Genomic DNA, 24076 nt, shown 5'->3' on the forward strand with positions numbered 1-24076 from the left:
TAGCGAACGGTGCAGACATGAGGGGACTGCCCGCCTGTGCGTGTGGCCTGCGTGTGGAATGGTTCACCTTTGTGGCCGACGTTCAGACAGGAGACCTAGACTGGGACCGTGACTGCCGTATCTGTTCCCATGCCCACGATCCCGCGCAAGCGCATCGCCCCGGAGGACATCCGGACGCCTGCCGGCAGCGACCAGAAGGTGCTGCTCGCCGCTCCGCGCGGGTACTGCGCCGGAGTCGACCGCGCTGTCATCGCGGTTGAGCGAGCCCTCGAGCACTACGGCGCACCCGTCTACGTGCGCAAGGAGATCGTCCACAACCGCCATGTCGTCGAGACGCTGTCCGAGCGCGGTGCCGTGTTCGTCAACGAGACCGACGAGGTGCCCAAGGGTGCCCGTGTCGTGTTCTCTGCCCATGGCGTCTCCCCAGCTGTCCACGCCGAGGCGGCCGCCCGTGATCTTGCGACGATCGACGCGACCTGTCCGCTGGTGACGAAGGTCCACCGGGAGGCCGTGCGCTTCGCCCGTGACGGGTACCAGATCCTCCTCGTCGGCCATGCCGGCCACGAAGAGGTCGAGGGCACGATGGGCGAGGCTCCCGAGCACATCACGCTCATCCAGAATCCCGAGGAAGCGAAGACCGTCGAGGTCGAGAACACGGACAAGCTCGTGTGGATCTCGCAGACGACGCTGAGCGTCGACGAGACGATGGCGACCGTCGACATCCTCCGGCAGCGCTTCCCCCAGCTCCAGGATCCGCCGAGCGATGACATCTGCTACGCGACCCAGAACCGTCAGGTCGCGGTGAAGAAGATCGCTCCGCAGGCCGACCTCGTCCTCGTCGTCGGTTCCGCGAACTCCTCGAACTCCGTGCGTCTCGTCGAGGTCGCCCTCGAACACGGGGCGAAGGCCGCTCACCGCATCGACTTCGCCCGCGAGGTCGACGAGACCTGGTTCCACGACGTCGCCACCGTCGGCGTCACCTCGGGTGCGAGCGTGCCCGACGGGCTCGTGCAGGATCTGCTCGGGCTCCTCGCCGACTACGGCTTCGCCTCGGTCGAGGAAATCGTCACCGCGGAGGAGGATCTCATGTTCTCCCTGCCGCGTGAGCTGCGCAAGGACCTCAAGGCGGCCGGTCAGAAGACGTCGAACAAGCGCGACGGCGCTGATCGTCAGCACGACATCATCTGAGACCCCAACCGGGGTAGGGCACCCGGTCGCTTGTCTGGAACTACTCCGGGCGCATTCGGACTTCAGGGTCCGGGCTGATCTGTGACGACCCGGACATCGTCGTCATTCCGTGCCGGTATGCCGCCTCCTCAGAGCAGTCGGATCCTGGTCGCCGAAGCGCGGCCGAGAGAGCTCTTCGGCGCTGATCCCGCGGCTGCGGGAGTCGAGTTCGGCAACGGCGCTCAGCTCGTCGCTGACGATCCCGGTCGCAGGGAACTTGCGCGCGGTGACGAGGAACCGCGATTCGAACGACGAGACGAACCGGTTGTAGTCCTCGACCGAACGATCGAGACTCGATCCCATCTTCGACAGGTGCGAGACAAGGGTGCCGACCCGTTCGTAGAGTTCGGTGCCGAGTTTGAGCACCTCCGCGGCCGAGGTGCTCATGTCCGCCTGTTGCCAGTTAAGGGCGACGGTCTTGAGGAGGACGAGGAGGGTAGCCGGGGAGGCGAGGACGACGTTCTTGCCGAGCGCATGGTCGATCATCTTCGGGTACGTCGCCGCAGCGGAGGAGAGCAGCCCGTCGGTGGGGACGAAACAGACGACGAAGTCCGGCGCGGAATCGAAAGCCCTCCAATACTCCTTGGACGCGAGCGAGTCGACATGGCGGAGCAGGGCGCGGGCATGGCTGCCGTCGGCGTCGGCCTCGGCGTCCTCTCCGATGCGCGCCGAGAGCGGCGTCTTCGCGTCGATGACGATCGTGCCCCCGCCGGGCAGATGGACGACCATATCCGGTCGGTGGCGCTGACCGTCGCGCTGGGTGCTCACCTGGGTGTCGAAGTCGACGTGGGGGAGGAGGCCTGAGTATTCGACGATGCGACGCAGCTGCACCTCGCCCCAGTCGCCTCGCTGCGTCGTCGAGTTGAGCGCGGTGGCCAGCGACCCGGTCGACTCCTGCAGGCGGAGGTTCTGCTGGCTGAGGTGGGAGATCTGCGCGTTGAGGCGGGTGATCTGCTCGAGCTGCGCCCGATCCTGAGTCTGCACACTCTCATGGAGGTGCCTCACACTGGCCGCGAGCGGGCCGATGGCGGCGGTGAGCTCACCGGCCATCTGGGCATCGGCTTCGAGATCCTCGGTCCGGTTCGTCAGGATCTGCGCGGTCGTCTCGGCCCGGGTGAGCCGTTCGACATAGCGCGCGCGGGTGAGGGCACGGCCGAGGAGGAAGCCGAGCGCGGCTGCGAGGACGATTGCCAGGAAGAAGGCGGCGGTGACGCCGCCGGCAGGGATTGCGTTCATGGGTTCAGGGTGACAGACGGCACGGACACGGGAATTCGGGGACCGCCTCGGCGCCGGGATAGACTTGACTACCGTGGCACTGACAATCGGAATCGTGGGACTGCCCAATGTCGGCAAGTCGACCATGTTTAATGCACTGACCAAGAACCAGGTCCTCGCGGCGAACTACCCGTTCGCGACGATCGAGCCGAATGTGGGCGTCGTCCCCCTGCCGGATGCGCGGCTGACCCGTCTGGCGGAGATCTTCGGCTCGGAACGGATCCTCAACGCCACCGTCGACTTCGTCGACATCGCCGGCATCGTCCGTGGTGCCTCGGAGGGTGAGGGCCTGGGCAACCAGTTCCTCGCGAACATCCGTGAGGCGGATGCGATCTGCCAGGTCATCCGCGGTTTCGTCGATGACGACGTCGTCCACGTCGACGGCAAGATCAGCCCTGCCGATGACATCGACACGATCAACACCGAGCTCATCCTCGCCGACCTGCAGACGCTGGAGAAGGCGCGCCCACGCATCGAGAAGGACGTCAAGGGCAAGCGCGCCCCTGCCGAGCTGCTCACCGCGATGGACGCTGCGACCGAGATCCTCGAGGGCGGGCGGACGCTCTACCAGGCGATGCAGGCGGACAAATTCGACGTCACGCCGCTGCGCGAGCTGCAGCTGATGACGACGAAGCCGTTCCTCTATGTCTTCAACGTCGATGACGAGGTGCTCGGCGATGAGGCGAAGAAGGAGGAGATGCGCGCGCTCGTCGCTCCGGTCGAGGCGATCTTCCTCGATGCGAAGTTCGAATCCGAGCTCGCCGAGCTCGATGAGGACGAGGCACGCGAGATGCTCGAGTCCACGGGCCAGGAGGAGAGCGGCCTCGATCAGCTCGCTCGCGTCGGCTTCGACACGCTCGGCCTGCAGACCTACCTCACCGCGGGGCCGAAGGAATCGCGGGCGTGGACGATCCCGAAGGGTGCCACCGCCCCCGAGGCGGCCGGAGTGATCCACACCGACTTCCAGAAGGGCTTCATCAAGGCCGAGGTCGTGTCCTTCGATGATCTCGACGCCAACGGGTCGATGGCTGCCGCGAAGTCGGCCGGCAAGGTCCGGATGGAGGGCAAGGACTACGTCATGGTCGACGGCGACGTCGTGGAGTTCCGGTTTAACGTGTGATATCCCTGCGACCAGGGGTTTTACCCACGTCTACCGCTACAAAACGGCGAAGCGCAGGCAGTTTGTTGCGGGTTTTGTAGCGCTACAGGTCACAACTAAGAGGAGAGACATGTCACGGCTGACCGACCTGCTCCGTGCCGCCAAGCAGCTCGACCCCCGCCTGGGCGAAGATCTTGAAGCGGAGATTCGTCCGTTTCAGAAGCGGCTCCCGTTCGGCCTCAACTTCGAGCGCCATGCACCCGAAGCCGTCGAACTCGCCGGGCACAAGGTCCGCAAGGGCAGCAAGGTCCGAGTCCTGCCCCCGCGTGGCTCGACCGAGCGCGGCGATCAGCGCCTCTGGCGCGTCGACGCCATCACCGGTGACGCCGCGCAGGTGTCCCTCCACGATGGTTCCTCCGAAGAGCCTGAGCCCGTCGCCCTCGACGACCTCATCCTCGTCGCTGAGTTCCGCGACCGGATCTACCCCGGCCTGCGCCCCGATGGCACCGTCGAGCGCGGCGGAGACAAGCCCTTCCACACCGTCATCAATGGCGAGAACTTCCACGTTCTCGAACAGCTTACCTTTACGCACGCAGGCTCCGTCGACGCGATCTACATCGATCCGCCGTACAACAGCGGCGCGCGAGACTGGAAGTACAACAACGATTACGTCGAAGGTGACGACCTCTACCGCCACTCGAAGTGGCTCGCTTTCATGGAGCGGCGACTCAAACTTGCCAAGCGGCTTCTCAATCCCTATGACTCCGTCCTTATTGTCACTATCGACGAAAAGGAATATCTGCGGCTCGGTCTACTCCTGGAGCAGACCTTCCCGGAGGCGCAGATCCAGATGGTGACGAGCGTGATAGCACCCCAGGGTAGCGCGCGGGGTAGATTCTTCAAGCGCTCCGAAGAGTATGTGTACTGCGTCTACCTTGGAGAAGCCGCCGTTGCACCCCTTCCGCTTGGAAAGGAGTGGGGAGGGACCTCCACGGCCACAGTACGCGGTTCTATACACTGGGCCAGCCTCAAGCGCACGGGCACAGGTGCTCGACGCGTCGATCGAGAAGGCATGTTCTATCCTGTCTTCCTAAACTCCGACGCAACACGTTTTATGGGTGTCGGCAACCCGCCTGGTGCCGGTGCATCTCGTTTTGAGGTGCCAGTTCCAAGCGGGTGCGTTGCCGTCTGGCCGACGCGTCGAGATGGCAGTGAAGGTCGTTGGCAGGTCGGACCTGACTCACTCAGATCTTTAATCGAATCAGGGTATGCGCGGCTCGGGCTACCGAAAGGTGCGGAAACAGCAATCTCCTACCTGAAGTCTGGGGAGCAGAAGAAGATCGGCTCTGACTATAAGGTGATCGCGCGCGCGGACGACGGCTCGATCATCACCGACGATGGTGATATTCAAGAGGCGGCCTTCCGTCCAACCACCGTTTGGACTTTGGCTCGCCATAGCGCTGGGCACCACGGTAGTAATCTGCTTCGGAATCTGATCCCAGAGCGTTCGTTTCCGTTTCCAAAGAGCCTGTATGCCGTTGAAGACGTCCTCCGGTTCTTTGTTGCCAATAAGCCTGATGCCACGGTTCTCGACTTTTTTGCAGGGTCAGGGACTACTGCGCACGCAGTCATGCGTCTCAACAAGCAGGACCTTGGGCGGCGCCAGTGCATCTCAGTGACGAACAATGAGGTTTCCTCGGCGGAGCAGGTCAAGCTTCGCAAGAATGGCCTGCGTCCGGGCGATTCGGAGTGGGAGAAGTTTGGTATATGCGATTATGTAACCAAGCCGCGAATTAAGGCTGCCATTACCGGTCTGACCCCGGAGGGTGCGCCAATTAAAGGTGACTACAAATTCACCGACGAGTTCCCAATGTCCGACGGGTTTGATGAGAATGTCGCATTCTTTACGCTCACGTATGAGTCGCCGTGGCGAGTTGGTACTGACCGTGCGTTCGCGGCGATCGCTCCCATGTTGTGGCTGCGCGCCGGTGCCGTGGGGCGTCGCATCGATTCGATCTCCAACGGATGGGACGTAGCTGACAGCTACGGCATTATCAACGACCTCGACCAGGTTGCCGACTTCATTGCCGCGCTTGAACGCGTTGACGGTGTCCGGATCGCCTATATCGTCACCGACGACGAGGGTCGCTACCAGCAGATCGCCAACGAGATCCCTTACCTGGAAACGGTTCGGCTCTACGAGGACTACCTGCGCAACTGCGAAAGTGTAGGTGACTTCTGATGCGCTACACACTCAAGGACTACCAAGCAGACGCTGTCGGGGACACGCTGCGCGAGCTTGCTGCTGCGCGCGACTTCTTCCGCAGTGCCAGTAAGCGCGTCAGCTCCGTCGCCCTCGCCGCGACAACCGGTGCGGGCAAGACCGTCATGGCCGCTGCTGTCATCGAAGCGCTGTTCTGGGGGAGCGACGACTACGACGTCGTACCCGACTCCGATGCTGTCGTGCTGTGGTTCAGTGACGACCCAGCGCTCAACCAGCAGACGAAGCACCGGCTGGAACAGGCCTCAGACCGGCTCCGCAACCGGCTCATCACCGTCGAGCATCCGTTCCGGTACTCGAAGCTGCAGCCCGGGAACGTGTACTTCCTCAACACCTCGAAGCTCTCGCGCAACAGTCTCCTCGTGCGCGGAGCTGACAACACCGAGACGCTGCCCGGCTTCGACACGAACCCCGACACCGTCCCCTTCACCTTCTGGGACACGCTGCGCAACACGATCGAGGACCCCAACTCGACGCTCTACATGGTCCTCGATGAGGCACACCGTGGGATGGGTCGGAAGTCTTCCACGGACACGCCGACCATCGTCAAGCGGCTCATCAACGGCAACAACGGCGTCCCGCCGATGCCGATCGTCTGGGGAATTTCGGCCACCGTTCAGCGCTTCGAGCAGGCTATGGACGAGGCCCAGGTCCAGGAGAGCCGCGTTCACCTGCGCACGATCACCGTCGACTCGGTGCGGATCCAAGAATCGGGCCTGCTCAAGGATGACATCGTCCTCGACTTCCCGGCAGAGGCCGGGGACTTCAACACGGTGCTGCTGCGTCGCGGGGTCCGGAAGATCAAGGACATGAGCGCAGCCTGGGCGCAGTACGCGTCGGAACAGAGCGACCAGGAACCCGTCAACCCGCTCCTCGTGCTGCAGGTGCCCAACAAACCATCGCCGACCGAGATGGCCGCGGCCATCGACACGATCCGCGACGAATGGCCCGAATTGGGGCATGACGCGATCGCGCACGTGTTCGGCGACCACAAGGTGCACAGGTTCGGACCGTACAGCGTCCCCTACATCTCGCCCGAGCGAGTGCAGGACGCGGACTACATTCGTGTGCTACTGGCCAAAGACGCGATCAGTACGGGCTGGGACTGCCCCCGGGCCGAAGTTATGGTGTCGTTCCGTCCCGCGAAGGACGAAACCCACATCGCGCAGTTGCTCGGCCGCATGATCCGGACGCCGCTCGCGCGACGCGTCGAAGGCGACGACCTTCTCAACAGCGTCGAGTGCATCCTGCCGCGCTTCAACAAGGCCACCGCCAGCCTCGTGCTCGAAAAAATCATGGGCAGCGAAGTCCTCGACGGCGACGGCGGCACAGGTCAGCGAGTCCTCATCGACCCGGTGCTCATGACGCCGAATCCTGCCATCCCGGATGAAGTCTGGGAGCTGTTCTCAGCGCTGCCTGCAGAGACACTGCCGCGCAAGCACGCGAACCCCATCAAGCGCCTCACCTCGCTGGCGCACGCTCTCGCAGCTGATGGGATCGTGAAGGACGCGGGACGTATCTCGCACGAGCGCCTCCACGGCGTCCTCAACGGGCTCGCTGCTCAGTACGCGAAAGAACTCGCGAAGGCCGAGAGTGACGTCCTCACGGTCACCGGCGGGACAGTGCGAGGATACCGCGGGCTCCGTACCGACGACACCTGGACCGAGGAAGCTGACGACCGCGCCATCCAGGAGGCTTACCGGCAGGGAGCTCGCACGATCACCCCTGACATCGCGCGAACCTACATCGATCACCTCGCAGCAGATGCTGACGACGAGGAAGTTCTGCGCGATGCGCACGTGCGAGTCGCAGCGGTCGCGCTGTTGCCGCAGACGCGTCCCGCGCTCGACGACGCAGCCGACAATCTCGCGTCCGAGTGGCTCGGCAAGCACCGCGTCGATATCAAGGGCCTCACGGAGTCCAGGCAGAGCCTCTACGCCGAGATCACGGCCATGAGCACGGATCCTCAGCTTCTCTCGATGGCGCTACCGAAGAACCGGCAAGAAGAAACGAAGCGGTCGGTGGGGGAGTCCACGCAGCTGCTCGAACGTCGTCCGCTGCACCTCCTTGCTGATGAGGAAGGCATTTTCCCGGTCGGAAAGCTGAACCCGGACGAGATCGAGGTCCTTGACAAGGAAGCCGAACGTGGCGACCAGCTTGGCTGGTACCGCAACCCGACCGGCGGCCGTGACTCGATGAGCCTCGCTTACCAGGACCGACACGGCGAGTGGCGGACACTGCGACCCGACTTCTTGTTCTTCATCGACAGTGCACGTGGCGTCAAGGCCAACATCGTCGACCCTCACGGCGCATGGCTGCCCGACGCGCTCGCGAAGCTTCGGGGTATGGCCCGATTCGCCGAGGTCTACGGCGACAGCTTCCACCGCATCGAGTCCATCTCCCGCGTGGACGGGAAGCTCCGGGTCCTGGACTTCACACTACCCGAGGTGCGCGCCGCGGTGCGAGAGGCGATCGACGCAGACTCGGTCTACAGGGGATGCTCTGTGGAGTACTGAACGATACGGTGGTCGGAGCGACTCGACTACGACTGCTCGTCTTCGGGCGAGTATGAGCGGGACCCATGGCAAACGGATATCTGCCGCGGATCGGAGAGAACCTGCCTCCCGGAGAGGTCAGCGATCATCTCGCGTTTGAGTACCTGCTGGAGATGGCGGGCCTTTACGAGATGCCTCGCCAAGGTTCGCCCGCGGTTGTGCCGAAGATTGTAGAGGGTGAGGCGGGCGCCGCTGCGGGCATGTACGCGGGCGCGACCGTGTCTGCGACGCTTGAAGCGGCTCTCAAGGTCGAACGGCGGAAAACCGCGCGCGCTGCGATCTTGACGAACATCCATCTGCAGTGGGGAACCGAAGCGGTTCAGGCATTGAACAGCGTCAGCGACGCCATATTGGCGAAGGCGCTGCAGGCAACTGGGTGTTTGTCGGTTCCTGCCTACGCGAACGATCGCCCCGAGCTGGCTGAGCGCGTGCGGGGACTGGCAACGGCTCACAAACAAATGGTGCTGCGCGCTGGTAGAGAGCGACACGAACGAGGATTGCCATGGTTCGATTTTCGTGAAGCCTTCGGCAGCGAAGCGGGTGCCGAAGCGAACAGACTCCAAGAGGTTAGAGGCGGATTCGAAACTCTAAATGAGGAACTGGAAGAACTCGCCAAGGAACGTGCCCTTCTGGGCGATCATCCCTTGGTACGTGACATGCTTGAGCTACGCGAAGACTGGGATGACCGGCCATGCCCGATCACTGAAGAGGTCAGTGCGGCGTTCTGGCAGGGCCTCGGCGACGACGTATACACCTGGCGGATTGCGCTTGACATGCTCTGGTCATGGGACGGAACTCTCTCAGAGCTGGTTGAGACAGTCCAAGCTACGGCGTAGTCTCCGTCGGCTTGATCAGCGAACTGAGATCGTTGCGCAAGTCGGGCAGGACCATGCCTCCCCGCTCTCAAACGCCGTCTGCTCCATGCGAGTGAGGCACTCTGGGCAATTCGGGGTGTCGAAGTCCGAGTCCGCGAGTCGGCGGCGTTCGCGCGCCCGCTCCAGGTCGTTCAACGTGCCTCGAGCAGCAGGTTCGAGTCGTCGACGATCAGCCTGATCGGATCCACGTTCATCTGCTTTGCCAACTCCTCCAGCCGGTCGAGGCTGAGGTTACGTTTGGTGGAGTTCGGGTATAGCGTGTAGTAGGTCGCGTGGTCTGATGAGGTCTTGGAGCTCGACACATCTGCTCGTACTCCGGGCGAGATCGCGGAGACGCTCATCGCGCTCCTCGAACAGCGATCAGGCGATGTCTCGCTGATGGTTCTCCGTGCGGGAACGTGGTCGAGTTCCGGTTTAACGTCTAGCGTTAATGACGCGTCGCGTCATATACTGATCCTGTGATCAGATCGTTCGGCAGCAAGGAGACCGAGCGGCTGTGGCGTCGTGAGCACGTGCCCTCCCTGGACCCGCGGATCCAGCGTGTAGCATTGCGCAAGCTTCGTCAGGTGGGCTCAGCTGAGGTACTCGAGGACCTCAGCGTTCCGCCAGGCAACCGGCTCGAAGCGCTCAAGGGTGACCGAGCCGGTCAGCACAGCATCAGAATCAACGACCAGTGGCGGATCTGCTTCGTGTGGACCGACGCCGGACCAGAGGAGGTGGAGATCGTTGACTACCACTGACAAGATTGAGCCGATCCACCCGGGCGAGGTTCTTATGAAGGACTTCATCGAAGGCTTCGGCATCACGCAGAATAAGCTTGCTGTGGCCATCGGTGTACCGCCGCGGCGGATCAACGAGATCGTCCACGGAAATCGGGGAATCTCAGCGGACACTGCGCTGCGTCTCGCGAAGTACTTCGGAACCTCGGCAGAGTTCTGGATCAACCTGCAGAGCCATTACGAACTTGACCGCGCGGAGGATCTGGCAGGGGAGCAGATCGCGGCGATCACTCCGTTGCAGGTTGCGTAACGCGTGCCGGACATTGCGGTCAATGTCATCGCGCACGCCGAGCTGACTGCGAGGAACTTCGTAGGGCTGCGCCGACTCTTCGACGCCGAGTACCTGGACGACTTCGGCGAGTGGGATCCCGACATGCCTTACGGGTATGCGCCGCATTCTGTTCCTGTCATCGCGCAGAGCAACTGCGAAATAGTCGATCATGTCGGCTTGTCAAGACGGAGGGTAGGTGTCGGCGACGGCGAGGTCGAGATAGCTGGTGTCGGGGGTGTGCTGATCTCGGATGCTGTGAGGCGTGAGCGCGTCGGGAGTCGGCTCATGGCCAGTGCTGCGCAGTCGATGAAGACGGCCCGCGGCATCGCTTTCGGTTATCTCGGCTGTCGCGAAGAAGTGGTCTCGTTCTACAACTCGTGCGGCTGGACCCGGATTTCTGCTGCCGAGCGTTCGATCGATAGATCAGGCCGGCCGAGCGAAGACCCGCCCGGGCAGCCCTTGCTGATCCTCCCGGTCGAGGTCGCCGCGTGGCCGGTGGGTGCGTTCGACCTGCGCGGTCGCGCATGGTGAGCAATCACGAGAGTTTGGTATGTATCGGGACGCGGTCGATTTTAGGTCCCATAGGGTGTGAGAATGAGCAGCCAGTCAGAAGATCCGGAGATCGACCTCACCCGGATGGGGGTGCGATCACTTCTCAGGCTCGAGGCTGGTATCGTTGCCGAACTCAAACGGCGAGGCCTTGTCCGCACGAGTAACAAACCTTTGGGTGACGTAGCGGAACAGATCGTTCTTCGCGCTCGCGGCGGTGTGCTTGAGCCGAACTCGACCAAGTCGCACGACGTCACGACACCTACCGGCGTGCGTATCCAGGTCAAGGCAATGGGCTCGCGATTGGCCGGTGCCTCGGCAAAGTTCAGTCCATTCCGGAGTTTCGACTTCGATACAGCCATCTTCCTGATATTCGCGGCGGGGTCGTTTGACCTCATGCTCGGTCGCGAGGTCGCCGCCGCCAACGTTGACGCCATTGCCCGGTACAGCGCGCACACCAACGGGAAGCAGCCGTCGTTGTCGCAGATTCGCACTCTCGGTGACGATGTCACTGACGAAATGCGGACCGCATATCTGGCGCTCGACCTATGACGATTGGGTGGGAGTCAGAGTCAGCCATGCGAATTTCCACCGTCTGAAGCGTGTAAAGAAGTAAGCACTACGGCTAGCAATAGTGCGCGTCCTTCCAGATTGCTTCTGCGGAAGACTGAACTCGATCCGCATCCACCACCCGCAAGGAGCCGCTCACGTCCGACAGCGCGACCGCACTCATCCGTGCCGTCACCGACAATCTGCAGCAGGCGTCCGAGGAGTGGACGTCGCTGTCAATGGTCCTCGGCTTCGACAACGAGAAGGTCAACAGCGCATTCGGATTCGTCTACGATGCGGAGGGCATCGACACCGGGGTGACCGCATCACCGTTTGAGCTCAGGTCGGCAGTCAAGGAGTTCACGGACGGCAGGTATCGGGCAGGGGACGCGTTGCCCGTCGGTCTGCTCCTGCAGTTCGACCGAGAATCGGGCAAGTTTGAGGTGACGTTCGAAGACACCAACCGTGACCGATGGAAGGTCACACCGGCCAACTTCGACTCGATCGCCGACGATCTCCGGCCGACGTTCGACTGATCCGCTGATGGGGCCGACGGGTCGGGCCCTCGGGCGATCCGGCTGCAGGCGGGCCCCGGCTACGGCAGGAACGACCTCCACCGGCACTTCTGCCGCTCGAACGCGAACCGCTCCGCCCGGAGGCGCCGGATCCGATCGACGACGGCAGGGGCGTAGCAGTACGCGGCGTCCGTGTCGGCGAGTCCCTCGAGCACCGCAGGGTAACGCTCGACAGGAAGGTCGATGTGCTGGCACAGTCTCAGGCGTGCCGCCGTCGACGGCTGCGAGCGCTCGGAGTCGAGGATCATCCGATCGTGCGCGGAGAGTTCGATGACAGTGCCGGGTACCACGCGCCCCAGTCTCGCAGGACCGGTGGCTGGGCCGCCAACCCTGCAGGCCAAGGGCCCGACGCCGCATCAGCTACGACCCCGGGCCCGACCAACCAGCCCTGACCGACCGGACCCCGCCGACCGGCCGAACCACCCAGCCGGCCAACCGCCTCAGCCCCTCAGTGCCCCTTCGCCTCGTACTTCTTCGGCTCGGGCAGTCCGCGCTCGGCACGGACCCTGCGCGACACGGCTTCCACCGCGCGCAACGCATCGACGACCATCTCCGGGGTCACCGGGAACGGCATGTTGTGGATCGTCTCCTCGGGCACCGTCGCGGCCTTCGCCACCGCCTGCAGCTCCTTCTCGTCATCGGGGGAGAGCCCCACCTCGGTGAGGGTGTTGGGCAGACCGACACGGGTCGTGAACTCGATGAAGTCCTCGATCTCGTCGCTGTCGGCGCCTTCCATGATCAGCTGCGCGAGGGTGCCGACGTTGACCTTCTGCCCGTGCGCGAGGCCATGCGTCTGCGGAGCCGCGGTGAGCCCGTCGTGGATCGCATGCGCCGCAGCGAGCCCACCGGCCTCGAAGCCGAGACCCGAGAGCAGGGTGTTGGCTTCGACGACGGCTTCGAGCGCCGGCGTCACGGTCTTCGCATCGACCGCGTCGAGGGCGGCAAAGGCGTTCTCGTGGAGGATCTCCCAGCTCAGGTGGGCCAGCGCTGTCCCGGCCTGGGTCGGCCGTCCGCCGGACATCGTCTCGCCGGTTCCGCGTGCCGTCGCCCTCGCCTCGACCCACGTGGCCAGCGCATCGCCGATGCCGGCGACGAGGAAGTTCACCGGGGCGTTGGCGACGAGCTGGGTGTCGATGAGGACGAGGTCGGGATTCTTGTGGAAGAACCGGTACTCGAGGAACTCGCCGTCCGCGGTGTAGACGACCGACAGGCCGGACGTCGGTGCGTCCGAGGAAGCGGCCGTGGGAATCGATGCCCATTTGATGCCGGCCTTGTGCCCGGCCGCTTTGGCCGAGTCGATCGCCGACCCTCCGCCGAGTCCGACGATGACGTCATGGCCGCCCGACTCGATCGTCGAGACGAGGCCGTCGATGGTCTCCGGGGTCGCGAATCCGCTGAACGATTCGCGGACGACATCGAGTCCCGCCTCGGCGAAGCTCGATTCGATCGTCCCATCGACGAGTCCCCACACCGTGTCATCGGCGATGAGCAGCGGCTTCGTGCCCAGCGGTTCGAGGTAGGTGGGAAGTTCGGCGAGGGCGTTCTTGCCCTGGACGTAACGTGATGGGCTGGAGAATGCGTACTGGGTCGACATGGCTCGGATCCTTCCGTCGTCTGACCGACCGGCGGGAACGGCGACCAGAGCAAGGTGTCTGCTCACCGACACCGGCATCGGTCGCTCCGTTCCCGGAGCGCACCGCCAGTCTATTGCGAGTTCAAAGGGCAACTCCAATTGGCAGGGATGCTTCCCGCGCGCCCCTCGCCGAGGCGGCAGTCGACCTTCCCTGCCACAGCGAGCGTACCGTGGGCGGGAAGACTGCGGAGACCTCACCCTACAGCCTCGACCCCGACCGCTGGTGGGATCGCCCAATATATCGATATTCGGCGATACTGTAACAAAACTAACCCCGTGGGGTTATGATCGTCGCCATGACCGCCACCCCGCCTCCGCCGACGCGCTCCCGCCTTATTCCGATGCGTCCGCGCGACCCCAACGAACCCCACCGCTCCGTCTCGACGCTCGAGCTGTTCTTCGACCTCGTCTTCGTCGTCGCCGTCTCCATCGCCTCCGTCCAGTTGGCCGAACAGCTCACCGAGGGGCACATCGGCGACGGCATCACCAGCTACCTCATCATCTTCTTCGGCATCTGGTGGGCATGGATGAACTTCACGTGGTTCGCGACGTCCTTCGATACCGACGACTGGCTCTACCGTCTGCTCACGGTCGTGCAGATGGGCGGCGTGCTCGTCATCGCCTCAGGTATCCGGCCGGTGTTCGAAGAGCGCGACTTCACGCTGGTCATCATCGGCTACGTCGTCATGCGCCTGGCCCTCGTCGCGCAGTGGTTCCGTGCGGCGGGCACGGCGCATTCGTCGCGTTCGGCCTGCTGGATCTACGCCGTGGGAGTGAGCATCGTTCAGCTCCTGTGGCTCTCGACCCTGCTGCTGCCGGAAGGAGGTTTCTCCTTTGCTCTGCCCGTGCTCATACTCGCCGAGGTGGCCGTCCCCATCATCGCCGAACGCACCGGGAACACGCCGTGGAACCCTCACCACATCACGGAACGGTACGGCCTCTTCACGCTCATCCTCCTCGGCGAGAGCCTCCTTGCCTCGTCGAACGCCATCATCGAAGCCATCCACGACGCCGACACCCTCGCACCCCTCATCTCCATCGCAGTGCTCACCCTGGTCGCCACAGCGGCCCTCTGGTGGATCTACTTCTGGCCACCGCACCACGATGTCATCGGCGGGTTGGCGAGCTCACTCGCCTACGGCTACGGGCACTATTTCATCTTCGCAGCCGCGGGAGCCTTCTCCGCTGGCATCGAAGTCGAGATCGCCGTGATCACCGGTGAGAGCGAACTCCAGCAGCCGTATGCGTCGTTCGCCTACACGATCCCCATCGCCGTCTTCATCCTCGGCATCTGGGTGCTCGCGATCCGGCCCAACGCGGACCGGATCGTCAACATTGCGGTGCCGCTGGGCGGCATCCTCGTGCTCATCGACCCGCTCCTGCCCGTGCCGTTCGCGCTCAGCGCGGTCATCCTCGTCGGCATCGTTGTCGTCCTCGTGTGGCGCCCGCCGCTCGGGGACAAGAAGAGCGACGGTAATGAGCAGCTCGCGGAGAATGCCGGGCCGACCCCGTCCTGACCGCGGCAACCCGGCCCGAACCCTCTGACGGCCCGGACCAGCATCTTGTGCCGATCCGGGCCGGTGCCGATCACAGAGTGAACCGCCGCGCCCTCAGCTCCCGAACTTCTCGAGCAGCGCCTGCACGGAATCCTTGCCCAACTGGTTGGCCGCGAGCGGGCTGTCGCCGGTGAGGAGGTTCCGGTCGCGGGTCGTCGCGCCCGTCATCTCCGTGTTCTCGACGACGATGCCCGCCTTCTCCAGGGCTTCGCCGAGCGCCCACGGCATCTTCCCCGGCAGGTATCCGATGTCGATGTTCGCGCCCTGATCGAGCGAATCGGGGAACGCGACGATGCGGTACCCGGAGAACGGGTTCTCATCCCGCCCGACTCCGGAGGCGAGCAGCCCTGCCGGTCCGTGGCAGAGGGTGATGATGAGCCGGTCGTTGTCGAGGAAGTAGTCGAGCGCCTCACCGAGGACGGCGCTGTCGGGGATCCCGTTCATCGCCCCGTGGCCGCCGGGGATGAAGATCGCGGCGTAGTCGTCGAGTCCCTGCTCGATGACCTCGGCGAGCCTCTTCGGGTCCTTGAACTGCTCCTTCGTCGCCTCCCACGCTGAGCCCACCGCTTCGTCGTCCTTGGGATAGGCCCACCATTCGAACTTCCCGGGCTCACCGCTGACGGTGGCGATGTCGATGCCGTAGCCCGCCTCGGCGATGTGGTGGAGGGGCAGCAGGGTCTCGACGGGATGGTTGCCGGTGGAGAAGAACGTCTCGTTCTGCATGAGCATGTAGCGTTCGTCGGTCGCGATGACGAGGACCTTCCACCGTCCTCCGGTGTACTTCTCATCCGTGCTCAGCCCGTCGAAGTCGGTGCGGTCCGCCGTGTACTGGGACAGCGAGTACGGGGAGGGGAAGTAGGCGTTGTTCTCCGCCGGGTCCGGTTTCGGCTGGCGGTCGTCGTCGGAGGTAGTGGTCTGCGTCGTCTCGGACATCTCGTTCCTTCCGTCGCCGGTGCCGATGCACCGGACTTCTCGCCGAGGTGGCCCTCGGCCTGATCATGCAAGCGCGCTTGCCGTGGTGGTGCCGCCCAACCTATGCCAGGCGGCGGCAATGCACAAGGGCGGTCGCCTGGCCGCATGTGGCACGATGAGGTCATGCCTGTGCTGACACCGACGTTGGTGACCGAACGCCTGCGCCTGCGCCCCTTCACTCGTGACGATTCCGACGACCTGTTCGCGCTTCAGTCCGATGCGCGGGTCCTCGAATTCTGGGATTCGCCGCCGTGGAGGGACCGGACGATGATCGACCGGTTCCTGGCCGGCTGTCAGACGATGGCCGATGAGGGCACCGGTGCACGTGTGGCCGTCGAGCGTGCCGAGGACCCATCGTTCATCGGCTGGTGCACCTTCAACAGCTTCAACCCCGCCTTCCGCAGCGGATCGCTCGGCTACTGCTTCACCGAGGAGTCCTGGGGGCACGGATACGCGACCGAAGCCGCCAGAGCGGTGCTGAGCTGGGCCTTCGAAGCCTTCGACCTCAATCGAGTGCAGGCGGAAGCCGACACCCGCAATGCAGCCTCGGCGCGGGTGCTCGAGAAGCTCGGCTTCCGGAGGGAGGGAACCCTGCGCGAGGACTGCATCGTCGACGGCGTCGTCTCCGACTCGTGGGTGTTCGGTCTGCTCAGGCGCGAGTGGAAAGGTTGAGCGAAGGCGGCGGTTCTGGGATGAGCGGAGATTTCCATCACGGCGACTGGCAGCGCACGCCCTTCGACGGAACACAGGGGCTCTTCGTCATCGAAGCCCGCGCACTATGACGAAGACAGCACAGTCGGGTTGCAGTGCGGGCCCGAATGTGACCAACCATTGAAAACCGCGGGGGAGAGTGCAAGGATCACTCCTCGTGGGAGGCGATTCCGGAGGGGACCCCGCGAGTCCTCGAGCGCAGGCTCTGCCCGATTTGGAGGAGCCGCGTGATCACCCGCGCCACACGACGCCTCTGCCCGCGCTCATGCTCGGCGCGCTCGGCATCGTCTTCGGCGACATCGGCACGTCTCCGCTCTACGCCCTGCAGACGGTCTTCAGCATCCACCACAACGAGGTGGCCCCGACCGAGCAAGACGTCCTCGGCGTCGTCTCCATGGTCTTCTGGTGTCTCACCCTCATCGTCACCGTCGCCTACCTCGGCTTCATCCTCCGCGCTGACAACAACGGCGAGGGCGGGATCCTCTCACTGGCCGCGCTCATCAAGCGGAAGCTCGGGTCGACGTCGTCGCGGGTCAAGGTCGTCATGGTGCTCGCGATCATCGGTGCCGCACTCTTCTACGGCGACTCCCTCATCACTCCGGCCGTGTCCGTGCTCAGCGCCGTCGAAGGCCTCCATGTCGTCAGCAGCGACCTCGGCCCCTGGGTGGTGCCGATCGCCGTCGTCATCCTCACCAGCCTCTTCGCCGTGCAGCGCTGGGGGACCGGTTCCATCGGGCGAGCCTTCGGACCGATCATGCTCATCTGGTTCCTCGTCCTCGCCCTGCTCGGCACACCGCAGATCTTCGCCAACCCGACGATCCTCCGGGCCCTCTCGCCGACCTATGCCGTCGACTTCGCCGTCGACCGCCCGATCATCGCCTTCATCGCCGCCGGCGCCGTCGTCCTCGCCGTCACCGGTGTCGAAGCGCTCTACGCGGACATGGGGCACTTCGGGCGACGCCCGATCGTCATCGCCTGGCTGAGCATCATCTTCCCCGCGCTCATCCTCAACTACTTCGGGCAGGGGGCGATGATCCTCGCCGACCCCACGACGATCGAGAATCCGTTCTTCCGGCTCGCCCCCGGCTGGGCGCAGATGCCGCTCGTCATCCTCGCCACCGCCGCGACGATCATCGCCTCCCAGGCCGTGATCTCCGGAGCGTTCTCCGTCTCCCGTCAGGCGACACGTCTCTCCCTGCTGCCTCGTCTCAAGGTCATCCAGACCTCCCGGCAGGAGAGCGGCCAGATCTACGTGCCCGCAGTCAACGCCATCCTCTTCGTCGGTGTGCTCGCGCTCGTGCTGTCCTTCCGGTCCTCGCAGGCGCTCGCCTCCGCGTACGGTCTCGCGGTGACCGCCACCCTCCTCCTCGAGCTCTCGCTCTTCCTCCTCCTCGTCCTCGAGGTGTGGAAGTGGAGACTGCCGTGGGTCGTCCTCACGGGCCTGACGATCGGCGGCGTCGAGTTCGCCCTCTTCTCCGCCAACGTCGTCAAGATCGCCGCCGCCGGCGGCTGGCTGCCGCTGGCGATCGCCGCAGTCCTGGTCACGATCATGCTCACGTGGAAGAAGGGCTCGGCGCTGATGTTCGGCCGACGAGCCGAGATGGAGGGCCCGATCGAGGACTTCGTCGACGAGATCGGCCGCGCGCCCGTCCTTCGCGTGCCCGGGGTAGCCGTCTACCCGCACGGCAACCCCGGCACCGCCCCGCTGGCGCTGCGCTCCAACGTGGAATGCAACCACGTCCTCCACGAACACGTCGTCATCGTCACGATCAAGAACCTCGGCGTTCCCCACGTCCCACACGATCAGCGGGTCCTCGTCTCGGACCTCGGTCGTTCCGACGACGGGATCGTCCATATCCTCTACAGCATCGGGTTCAACGACTCCCAAGACGTCCCGAGTGCCCTGCGGCAGGCGGTCGGCAGGACACCGGAACTCGACTTCGATCCCAAGTCGGCGATGTACGTCATCTCCGTCTTCCGCATCGAACCCGGCAGCGGCACCGGTATGCCGCGCTGGCAGAAGAGTCTCTTCCGCACGCTTGAGAAGGCCTCGGCCAACCGCACCCAGGTCCTCCACCTGCCCCCGGATCGGACGACGGTGATGGGCGAGACCGCCGAGCTCTGAGGACGCCCGTTCGGCGCCCGAGGGCACGAGTACACTCGGTCGGGTCAGCCCAGGAAGAGTCCAGAGCAGAAAGGCACCTTCCCATGATCGAAGTCCCGGCACTGGTCGTCGGTGTCGTTCTCCTCCTCGTCCGCGCAGTGCTCGCCTTCACCTTCTTCCACGAGTCCCTGCTCAAGCTCAAGGACGTCAGAGCGTTTGCGAAGAACGACGGACTCCCGCTCCCGCTCGCCTGGTTCGTGCCATTGGCCGAATTCGCCGCAGCGCTCTCCTTCGCCACCGGTGTGCTCGCGCAGTGGGCGGGCATCGGCGTCGTCGTCCTCATGCTCATCACCATCACGATGCAGAACTTCCGGTGGCACAGCAGGTACTGGGCCGCCGACAACGGGTGGGAGTACGACCTCTTCCTGCTCACCATGGCTTCGGTCATCGCCGTCTTCGGAGCCGGACCGATCGCGATTCCCACCCTCTTCGGCATGGGCTGAGCCGCCATGGGCTGAGCCGGCAGCCGACCGTCGTCAGTGGAGCTGGCCGGCGGCGTACGCCGCCTGACCGATGTGCTGAGCCGCGTCGTCGACGATCGAGACGAGCCGCACCCCGCGCGTCACCGGCGGATTCCAGCTGTCGTCGATGACGGCGTCGAAGTCGTCCGCCGAGAGTCCGTTGGCATAGTCGATGAGTGCACGCAGGGCGGCACTGAGGTAGTCGACGAGCAGACCCTGATCGTTGACGACGATCTCCGCCGCCTGCCCCGGAGTGTGCCCGTAGCCGACCGTGTCACCGATCTTTCCGAGGTCGAATCGGTCGCGGTAGTGCTCCCAGACCTGCGGGTTCCCCGTGAGGTCGGAGAGCTGAGCGTCGACCTCGCGGCCGATGTGCCAGAGCAGCCAGGCGACCGAGTTGGGGTGGGAGCCCGGATGGGCGTTGAGCTCTTCGGGCGTGAGGGTCGGGAGGCTCTTGGCCGCATCGATGGGACGCTGGGCGAAATCGGCGAACAGCTCGTTGATGGTCATGGTCCCATTGTGCTCTGCCGACACGCGGTTGTCAGGGTCGAATCGACCCGAACCGGGCGTACGCAACCGATGATCCCCCGGGACTCTGCGAGCCACGGACAGGTCCTGCCGCCTCGGCGAGGGAATAAATCAACGCCGCTTGCGGCTGTTGTGGGCACCACCGATCGTCAACGAAGGAGAAGCACATGTCGGATTCAGATCGCGTCGTCATCCTCGGCGGACACGGCAAGGTCGCCCTGCTCGCAGCCCCGAAGCTCACCGCCGCGGGCTTCGCCGTCGACTCCGTCATCCGCAACCCCGACCAGGCCGCCGACGTCGAAGCCGCCGACGCCCATCCGGTCGTCCTCGACATCGAGACCGCCGACGTCGATGCCCTCGCCGAGGTGTTCGCCGGGGCCAAGGCCATCGTCTTCTCCGCGGGCGCCGGGGGAGGAAGCCCCGAACGGACGAAGGCCGTCGACTATGAGGCGGCGAAACGGGCCGTCGACGCCGCCGAGCAGTCCGGAGTCAAGCGCTTCGTCATGGTCTCCTACGCCACCGTCGGCATCGACCTCGACCGCATCGACCCGTCGAACTCCTTCTACCCGTACGTCGAGGCCAAGCACGGCGCCGACGCGTACCTGCGGGAGAGCTCCCTCGACTACACGATCCTCGGTCCCGGCCGGCTCACGCTCGACCCGTCGGCGGGCGAGATCGTGCGCGCCGATGAGCGCGGCGACATCGACGGTCGGGCCCCGGCCGAAGGGCAGGGCGTGACCTCCCGCGAACTCGTCGCCGACGTCATCACCTTCGTCATCGCCGAGGACGCCGCCGTGCGCGAGACGGTGAACTTCTACGACGGTTCGGTCCCCGTCGCCGAGGCGCTCAGCTGATCCGACTCCACAGCCGGTGGGTGAGCCCGCTCTCCGTGCTCACCGATTCGAGACTGAACCGGTCGTCCAGCACCTCGGGGTTCTCCCATAACCGCACGCCCGTCCCGAGGACGACCGGCACGGTCACGGTGTGGATGAAGTCAATGAGGTCGGCGTCGAGGAATTCTTTGACCGAGGTCGGACCGCCGCCGAGCCGGACATCGAGTCCCTCGGCGGCGGTCTTCGCCATCTCGAGCGCCTCGGCGGGGGAGGCGTCGACGAAGTGGAACACGGTGCCGTTGGCGAACTCCATCGGCTCCCGAGGGTAGTGGGTGAGGATGAAGCACGGCGTGCGGAAGGGCGGTTCCTCGCCCCACCAGCCGCGCCACCCGTCGTCGGGCCATGGTCCGGTCTGCGGTCCGAACTTCCTCCGGCCCATGATCTCGGCTCCGATGCCCTGACCCCACATGCTGAACAGGGCCCGGTCGACGGTCACCGGCGCGTCGGGCGCGCCCTGGACGCCGTCGATGACGCGGCCGTCGAAGCGGGAGAAGAGCGCTCGGGCCCCGCCGATCGGCTCGTCGAAGGTCACATAATCACCGGCGGCAAAGCCGTCGAGTGAGACGAAGAGATTGTGCACGCGTGTACGGACCATCATTGTTCCTCAAGCGGTTGGCGGGAGGTGGTGGGTTCAGCGTAGGATGATGCACTTGCAAAGTGCAATCACCTGAGGGAGGAGAAGTGATCAGACAACCGCGGTCGGGGTGTGCGATCAACGCCGCCGTCGAGGTGCTCGGCGACGCGTGGAGCCTCATCGTCCTCCGCGACATCGTCTTCGGCGATCGGCGGCACTTCCGCGAGCTGCTCACGCAGAACGAGGAGGGCATCGCCTCGAACATCCTCGCCGACCGGCTCCGGCGCCTCGTCGCCGAAGGACTGCTCACCCGCAGCGACGCTCCCCGCGGGCAGCGCGTCACCTACACCCTCACCGAGGCGGGGATCCAGACCGTGCCCGTCATGGTAGCCCTCGGCGCGTGGGGGATGAGCCACCGGGAGACGAGCCCCGAGCTGACGATCCGCGCGCGCATCCTCGCAGACTCGCCTGACCTCGTCGCCGACCTCATCGACGAGCTGCGCGAGGTCCATCTCGGCACGCCGCGCCCCGATCCGGCGCGGCCGCGCGCCTCCGAGACCCTCCGGCGTGCCTTCGAGGCCGCGGTGGGGGAGTGAGACGGAGGCTCAGTCCGACTCGCCGCCCCGCCGGTCCTCGACCTCTCGCTTCCACGGCAGATCCGCGCCCGGACGGCTGACCGTGATCGCGGCAAGGCCCACCGCGTTCTCGCCGAGGCGGGTGAGCTCCTCGCGGTCGAGTTCGGCCGGCGCGCCCGTCGCCCTGCAGAGATCGTGGAGGAGGGAGACCATGAACGTGTCCCCGGCCCCGATCGTGTCGACGACGTCGGCCCGCCGCGCGGGGACGTGCACCGTCGCCGAGGCGGTCGCGAGGATCGCCTTGTCCCCGCCGCGGGTGAGGGCGACGAGCCCCGCCCCGAGGTCGAGGATGTGTGCGATTCTCTCCTCGTGGGTGCGGTCCGGGTAGAGCCATTCGGCGTCGACGTCGCTGAGCTTGACGACATCGACTCTGGCGGCGAGCTCCTCGAACCGGGGCAGGGCCGCTGCCCGGTCGCCGATGATGGAGGGGCGGATGTTCGGGTCGAAGGTGATCAGCGCCGTCTCGTCCCCGCGGTCGTCGAGGAGGCTGTCGATCGTTGCGGCGCCCGGCTGGAGGAAGGCTGCGATCGACCCGATGTGGACGGCGTCCCAGGCCCCGCCGGTGATCGGCGTGGGGTCGGGTGCCCAGCGCAGATGGAAATCGTACTCGGCTGACCCGTCGGCCGAGAGCACGGCCCGTGCCGTCGACGTCGCCCCGCGTGGAGTGGCGTGGACCGTGACGTTCGAGGCGCGCAGGTGCGCGAGGACGAAGCCGCCGTGGAAGTCGTCCCCGACGTCGGTGAGCAGGGCGACCTCGTCACCGAGGCGACCGAGGCCGAGGGCGACGTTCGCCGGTGCCCCGCCAGGTGCGTACCGGTCGGCGGCATCCGGGGTGGTGACGATGTCGATGAGCGCTTCGCCGATGACGAGGATGGTCATCTCCTCAGTGTATGGAGCGGCGGTGGTCGTCGACGCCGGTTCCTCAGATCGCGCGGGGACCGCGCCCGATGCGCTGTCCGGGGCAGCGGCCGGTGCGCTGTCCGGGGCAGCGGCCGGTGCGGGCGGCTCGAGCAATCGCATACGGGGGAAGGAGAATCGGACGCGACTCGGAACTCCCTGTGACCTGAATCTCTCTCATGTCAGTGCCGGATGGCAACGTGAGGTCATGGACAACACCACGGAGAACCCAGAGATCAGGCAACACTACGACGACGATTCAGAGTCTCGGTTCAACCCCCTGCCGGGGGAATGCGTCGTCTGCTTCGTCCATCGACAGCTCGGAGAGTTCGGGTGCGACGATACCCATCGCTTCGCCGAGCGCTTCCGGGAGCAGACGGCACCGAGGGCCACCGCACTGATCCCGCGACTGCGGGGAATGGGAGCAGAGCACTGCGACTGTCAATTGTTCCGCGAAGTCTTCACTTTCGCGCCACGGCCGCTGCTGGCTCGGGGCATCTTCGCCGCGAACATCGGCGGCCGGTTGGATGCCGATGAGCTGACCGACATCGGAGTGTTCGCTGACCCGAGAGGGGATGGACGCGGCATCGGATACAGCCACGTGAAGACGGGCCGAACCGTCGATCAGTTCGTCTGGTCGGACCGGCGTGCGTACATCGACACCGCTGGGTACGACGACGGAGTCGGATTCCCCGGCATGGACGGTGACGCCGGATACGCCGACATCGGCGGTTTCGCGGAGGACGAATACCCGTTCGGGCGTGGACGAGTCGACGCCCCGACACCGGCAGCGATCTATCTCTGCTGCCAATATGTTCGGCGAGGCTCCACCCAGCCGTGCGGAAACTGGCAGCGGGGCAAGCGACCTCCACGCTGGACCACACCGACTGGACCGGGCTGGGGAGCGGAGTCGTGGAACCCCGAGCCTCCGGGATGGTACACGGAGCCACCGGAGGAACCCGGCGTCCGCGCTCCGTTCTGAGAAGCCAGTGCCTTTGAGCGGTCCGGCAGAATGGA

Annotated in this window: 25 protein-coding genes; 17 read left to right on the forward strand and 8 right to left on the reverse strand. The window is 65.1% G+C overall.

The window, feature by feature from the left end:
* Window positions 1-129: 129 nt before the first annotated feature.
* Window positions 130-1188 (forward strand): 4-hydroxy-3-methylbut-2-enyl diphosphate reductase, encoded by a 1059-nt coding sequence (locus tag EZE58_RS03440; RefSeq protein ID WP_144587964.1) that lies wholly within the window; start codon window positions 130-132, stop codon window positions 1186-1188.
* A 102-nt stretch (window positions 1189-1290) separates the two neighbouring features.
* On the opposite strand, the gene EZE58_RS03445 is transcribed toward EZE58_RS03440, so the two are convergent.
* Window positions 1291-2463, reverse strand: a complete 1173-nt coding sequence (locus tag EZE58_RS03445) for a DNA recombination protein RmuC (protein ID WP_144587902.1) — start codon at window positions 2461-2463, stop codon at window positions 1291-1293.
* A gap of 73 nt (window positions 2464-2536) precedes the next feature.
* Between EZE58_RS03445 and ychF the strand changes: the two genes are divergently transcribed.
* The 4 genes from ychF to EZE58_RS03465 all read left to right on the forward strand — a co-directional run bounded on the left by ychF (window position 2537) and on the right by EZE58_RS03465 (window position 9273).
* Window positions 2537-3622 (forward strand): redox-regulated ATPase YchF, encoded by a 1086-nt coding sequence (ychF, locus tag EZE58_RS03450; protein WP_063249398.1) that lies wholly within the window; start codon window positions 2537-2539, stop codon window positions 3620-3622.
* Between the two features lie 109 nt (window positions 3623-3731).
* The gene (locus EZE58_RS03455) at window positions 3732-5843 is read left to right on the forward strand and encodes a DNA methyltransferase (RefSeq protein WP_144587900.1); all 2112 of its coding nucleotides are present in this window, start codon (window positions 3732-3734) and stop codon (window positions 5841-5843) included.
* On the forward strand, window positions 5843-8398 hold the full coding sequence (locus EZE58_RS03460; protein ID WP_063249396.1) for a DEAD/DEAH box helicase family protein: 2556 nt from the start codon (window positions 5843-5845) through the stop codon (window positions 8396-8398). The genes EZE58_RS03455 and EZE58_RS03460 overlap by 1 nt, the downstream gene beginning before the upstream one ends.
* 65 nt (window positions 8399-8463) lie before the next feature.
* Window positions 8464-9273 (forward strand): hypothetical protein, encoded by an 810-nt coding sequence (locus EZE58_RS03465; RefSeq protein WP_009374923.1) that lies wholly within the window; start codon window positions 8464-8466, stop codon window positions 9271-9273.
* Between the two features lie 170 nt (window positions 9274-9443).
* Here EZE58_RS03465 and EZE58_RS03470 read toward each other — a convergent pair whose 3' ends face one another.
* Window positions 9444-9653 (reverse strand): hypothetical protein, encoded by a 210-nt coding sequence (locus tag EZE58_RS03470; protein WP_040340933.1) that lies wholly within the window; start codon window positions 9651-9653, stop codon window positions 9444-9446.
* Between the two features lie 117 nt (window positions 9654-9770).
* Here EZE58_RS03470 and EZE58_RS03475 point away from each other — a divergent pair, with 117 nt between their 5' ends.
* From EZE58_RS03475 to EZE58_RS03495, 5 genes are all read left to right on the forward strand, one after another.
* Window positions 9771-10052, forward strand: a complete 282-nt coding sequence (locus tag EZE58_RS03475) for a type II toxin-antitoxin system RelE/ParE family toxin (protein WP_009374925.1) — start codon at window positions 9771-9773, stop codon at window positions 10050-10052.
* Window positions 10039-10341, forward strand: a complete 303-nt coding sequence (locus tag EZE58_RS03480) for a HigA family addiction module antitoxin (RefSeq protein WP_009374927.1) — start codon at window positions 10039-10041, stop codon at window positions 10339-10341. The genes EZE58_RS03475 and EZE58_RS03480 overlap by 14 nt, the downstream gene beginning before the upstream one ends.
* Before the next feature lie 3 nt (window positions 10342-10344).
* On the forward strand, window positions 10345-10893 hold the full coding sequence (locus EZE58_RS03485; RefSeq protein ID WP_144587898.1) for a GNAT family N-acetyltransferase: 549 nt from the start codon (window positions 10345-10347) through the stop codon (window positions 10891-10893).
* Window positions 10894-10956: 63 nt separating this feature from the next.
* On the forward strand, window positions 10957-11463 hold the full coding sequence (locus tag EZE58_RS03490) for a hypothetical protein (protein ID WP_009374931.1): 507 nt from the start codon (window positions 10957-10959) through the stop codon (window positions 11461-11463).
* 236 nt (window positions 11464-11699) lie between these two features.
* A complete protein-coding gene (locus tag EZE58_RS03495) occupies window positions 11700-11996 on the forward strand; it encodes a hypothetical protein (RefSeq protein WP_063251004.1) in 297 nt (98 codons plus the stop codon).
* 59 nt (window positions 11997-12055) lie between these two features.
* On the opposite strand, the gene EZE58_RS03500 is transcribed toward EZE58_RS03495, so the two are convergent.
* Both EZE58_RS03500 and EZE58_RS03505 read right to left on the reverse strand, forming a co-directional pair.
* Window positions 12056-12325, reverse strand: coding sequence for a DUF3263 domain-containing protein (locus EZE58_RS03500; protein ID WP_144587896.1), 270 nt, complete (start codon window positions 12323-12325; stop codon window positions 12056-12058).
* 158 nt (window positions 12326-12483) lie between these two features.
* Window positions 12484-13629 (reverse strand): glycerol dehydrogenase, encoded by a 1146-nt coding sequence (locus EZE58_RS03505; protein WP_144587894.1) that lies wholly within the window; start codon window positions 13627-13629, stop codon window positions 12484-12486.
* Window positions 13630-13964: 335 nt separating this feature from the next.
* On the opposite strand from EZE58_RS03505, the gene EZE58_RS03510 reads away from it, so the two are divergent.
* A complete protein-coding gene (locus EZE58_RS03510) occupies window positions 13965-15185 on the forward strand; it encodes a low temperature requirement protein A (protein ID WP_240941102.1) in 1221 nt (406 codons plus the stop codon).
* A gap of 93 nt (window positions 15186-15278) precedes the next feature.
* Here the strand turns inward: EZE58_RS03510 and hchA are convergent, their stop codons facing one another.
* On the reverse strand, window positions 15279-16157 hold the full coding sequence (gene hchA, locus EZE58_RS03515) for a glyoxalase III HchA (protein WP_063251003.1): 879 nt from the start codon (window positions 16155-16157) through the stop codon (window positions 15279-15281).
* A gap of 162 nt (window positions 16158-16319) precedes the next feature.
* On the opposite strand from hchA, the gene EZE58_RS03520 reads away from it, so the two are divergent.
* The 3 genes from EZE58_RS03520 to EZE58_RS03530 all read left to right on the forward strand — a co-directional run bounded on the left by EZE58_RS03520 (window position 16320) and on the right by EZE58_RS03530 (window position 19514).
* Window positions 16320-16868 carry a GNAT family protein gene (locus tag EZE58_RS03520; protein WP_167559801.1) on the forward strand — a complete coding sequence of 183 codons (549 nt, stop codon included), beginning with the start codon at window positions 16320-16322 and terminating at the stop codon, window positions 16866-16868.
* Between the two features lie 196 nt (window positions 16869-17064).
* Complete coding sequence (locus EZE58_RS03525) at window positions 17065-19032, forward strand: potassium transporter Kup (RefSeq protein WP_232252572.1); 1968 nt, start codon at window positions 17065-17067, stop codon at window positions 19030-19032.
* An 83-nt stretch (window positions 19033-19115) separates the two neighbouring features.
* Entirely contained in the window at window positions 19116-19514 is a 399-nt protein-coding gene (locus tag EZE58_RS03530) for a DoxX family membrane protein (protein ID WP_101624920.1), read from the forward strand.
* Between the two features lie 33 nt (window positions 19515-19547).
* Here the strand turns inward: EZE58_RS03530 and EZE58_RS03535 are convergent, their stop codons facing one another.
* Window positions 19548-20042 carry a DinB family protein gene (locus EZE58_RS03535; protein WP_167559803.1) on the reverse strand — a complete coding sequence of 165 codons (495 nt, stop codon included), beginning with the start codon at window positions 20040-20042 and terminating at the stop codon, window positions 19548-19550.
* A 185-nt stretch (window positions 20043-20227) separates the two neighbouring features.
* On the opposite strand from EZE58_RS03535, the gene EZE58_RS03540 reads away from it, so the two are divergent.
* Window positions 20228-20914 carry an SDR family oxidoreductase gene (locus EZE58_RS03540; RefSeq protein WP_009374973.1) on the forward strand — a complete coding sequence of 229 codons (687 nt, stop codon included), beginning with the start codon at window positions 20228-20230 and terminating at the stop codon, window positions 20912-20914.
* On the opposite strand, the gene EZE58_RS03545 is transcribed toward EZE58_RS03540, so the two are convergent.
* Entirely contained in the window at window positions 20907-21548 is a 642-nt protein-coding gene (locus tag EZE58_RS03545; protein ID WP_040340939.1) for a dihydrofolate reductase family protein, read from the reverse strand. The two genes, EZE58_RS03540 and EZE58_RS03545, sit on opposite strands and share 8 nt — an antisense overlap.
* Before the next feature lie 86 nt (window positions 21549-21634).
* On the opposite strand from EZE58_RS03545, the gene EZE58_RS03550 reads away from it, so the two are divergent.
* Complete coding sequence (locus EZE58_RS03550; RefSeq protein ID WP_009374980.1) at window positions 21635-22123, forward strand: helix-turn-helix domain-containing protein; 489 nt, start codon at window positions 21635-21637, stop codon at window positions 22121-22123.
* A 9-nt stretch (window positions 22124-22132) separates the two neighbouring features.
* On the opposite strand, the gene EZE58_RS03555 is transcribed toward EZE58_RS03550, so the two are convergent.
* Window positions 22133-23041, reverse strand: a complete 909-nt coding sequence (locus EZE58_RS03555) for a carbohydrate kinase (RefSeq protein WP_167559805.1) — start codon at window positions 23039-23041, stop codon at window positions 22133-22135.
* A gap of 226 nt (window positions 23042-23267) precedes the next feature.
* Here EZE58_RS03555 and EZE58_RS03560 point away from each other — a divergent pair, with 226 nt between their 5' ends.
* Window positions 23268-24041, forward strand: coding sequence for a DUF2695 domain-containing protein (locus EZE58_RS03560; RefSeq protein WP_167559807.1), 774 nt, complete (start codon window positions 23268-23270; stop codon window positions 24039-24041).
* The last annotated feature ends 35 nt before the right edge of the window (window positions 24042-24076 follow it).

It is taken from the genome of Brevibacterium sp. LS14, from assembly GCF_012027885.1.
In the GTDB taxonomy this organism is placed as follows: Bacteria; Actinomycetota; Actinomycetes; order Actinomycetales; family Brevibacteriaceae; genus Brevibacterium; species Brevibacterium casei.

Excerpts from the sequence above, each read along its gene's own strand:
- EZE58_RS03440 (WP_144587964.1), top strand. The coding sequence starts at position 130 with ATGCCCACGATCCCGCGCAAGCGCATCGCCCCGGAGGACATCCGGACG.
- EZE58_RS03445 (WP_144587902.1), bottom strand. The coding sequence starts at position 2,463 with ATGAACGCAATCCCTGCCGGCGGCGTCACCGCCGCCTTCTTCCTGGCA.
- EZE58_RS03455 (WP_144587900.1), top strand. The coding sequence starts at position 3,732 with ATGTCACGGCTGACCGACCTGCTCCGTGCCGCCAAGCAGCTCGACCCC.
- EZE58_RS03460 (WP_063249396.1), top strand. The coding sequence starts at position 5,843 with ATGCGCTACACACTCAAGGACTACCAAGCAGACGCTGTCGGGGACACG.
- EZE58_RS03465 (WP_009374923.1), top strand. The coding sequence starts at position 8,464 with ATGGCAAACGGATATCTGCCGCGGATCGGAGAGAACCTGCCTCCCGGA.
- EZE58_RS03470 (WP_040340933.1), bottom strand. The coding sequence starts at position 9,653 with ATGAGCGTCTCCGCGATCTCGCCCGGAGTACGAGCAGATGTGTCGAGC.
- EZE58_RS03490 (WP_009374931.1), top strand. The coding sequence starts at position 10,957 with ATGAGCAGCCAGTCAGAAGATCCGGAGATCGACCTCACCCGGATGGGG.
- EZE58_RS03495 (WP_063251004.1), top strand. The coding sequence starts at position 11,700 with ATGGTCCTCGGCTTCGACAACGAGAAGGTCAACAGCGCATTCGGATTC.
- EZE58_RS03505 (WP_144587894.1), bottom strand. The coding sequence starts at position 13,629 with ATGTCGACCCAGTACGCATTCTCCAGCCCATCACGTTACGTCCAGGGC.
- EZE58_RS03510 (WP_240941102.1), top strand. The coding sequence starts at position 13,965 with ATGACCGCCACCCCGCCTCCGCCGACGCGCTCCCGCCTTATTCCGATG.
- hchA (WP_063251003.1), bottom strand. The coding sequence starts at position 16,157 with ATGTCCGAGACGACGCAGACCACTACCTCCGACGACGACCGCCAGCCG.
- EZE58_RS03520 (WP_167559801.1), top strand. The coding sequence starts at position 16,320 with ATGCCTGTGCTGACACCGACGTTGGTGACCGAACGCCTGCGCCTGCGC.
- EZE58_RS03530 (WP_101624920.1), top strand. The coding sequence starts at position 19,116 with ATGATCGAAGTCCCGGCACTGGTCGTCGGTGTCGTTCTCCTCCTCGTC.
- EZE58_RS03535 (WP_167559803.1), bottom strand. The coding sequence starts at position 20,042 with ATGACCATCAACGAGCTGTTCGCCGATTTCGCCCAGCGTCCCATCGAT.
- EZE58_RS03540 (WP_009374973.1), top strand. The coding sequence starts at position 20,228 with ATGTCGGATTCAGATCGCGTCGTCATCCTCGGCGGACACGGCAAGGTC.
- EZE58_RS03545 (WP_040340939.1), bottom strand. The coding sequence starts at position 21,548 with ATGGTCCGTACACGCGTGCACAATCTCTTCGTCTCACTCGACGGCTTT.
- EZE58_RS03555 (WP_167559805.1), bottom strand. The coding sequence starts at position 23,041 with ATGACCATCCTCGTCATCGGCGAAGCGCTCATCGACATCGTCACCACC.
- EZE58_RS03560 (WP_167559807.1), top strand. The coding sequence starts at position 23,268 with ATGGACAACACCACGGAGAACCCAGAGATCAGGCAACACTACGACGAC.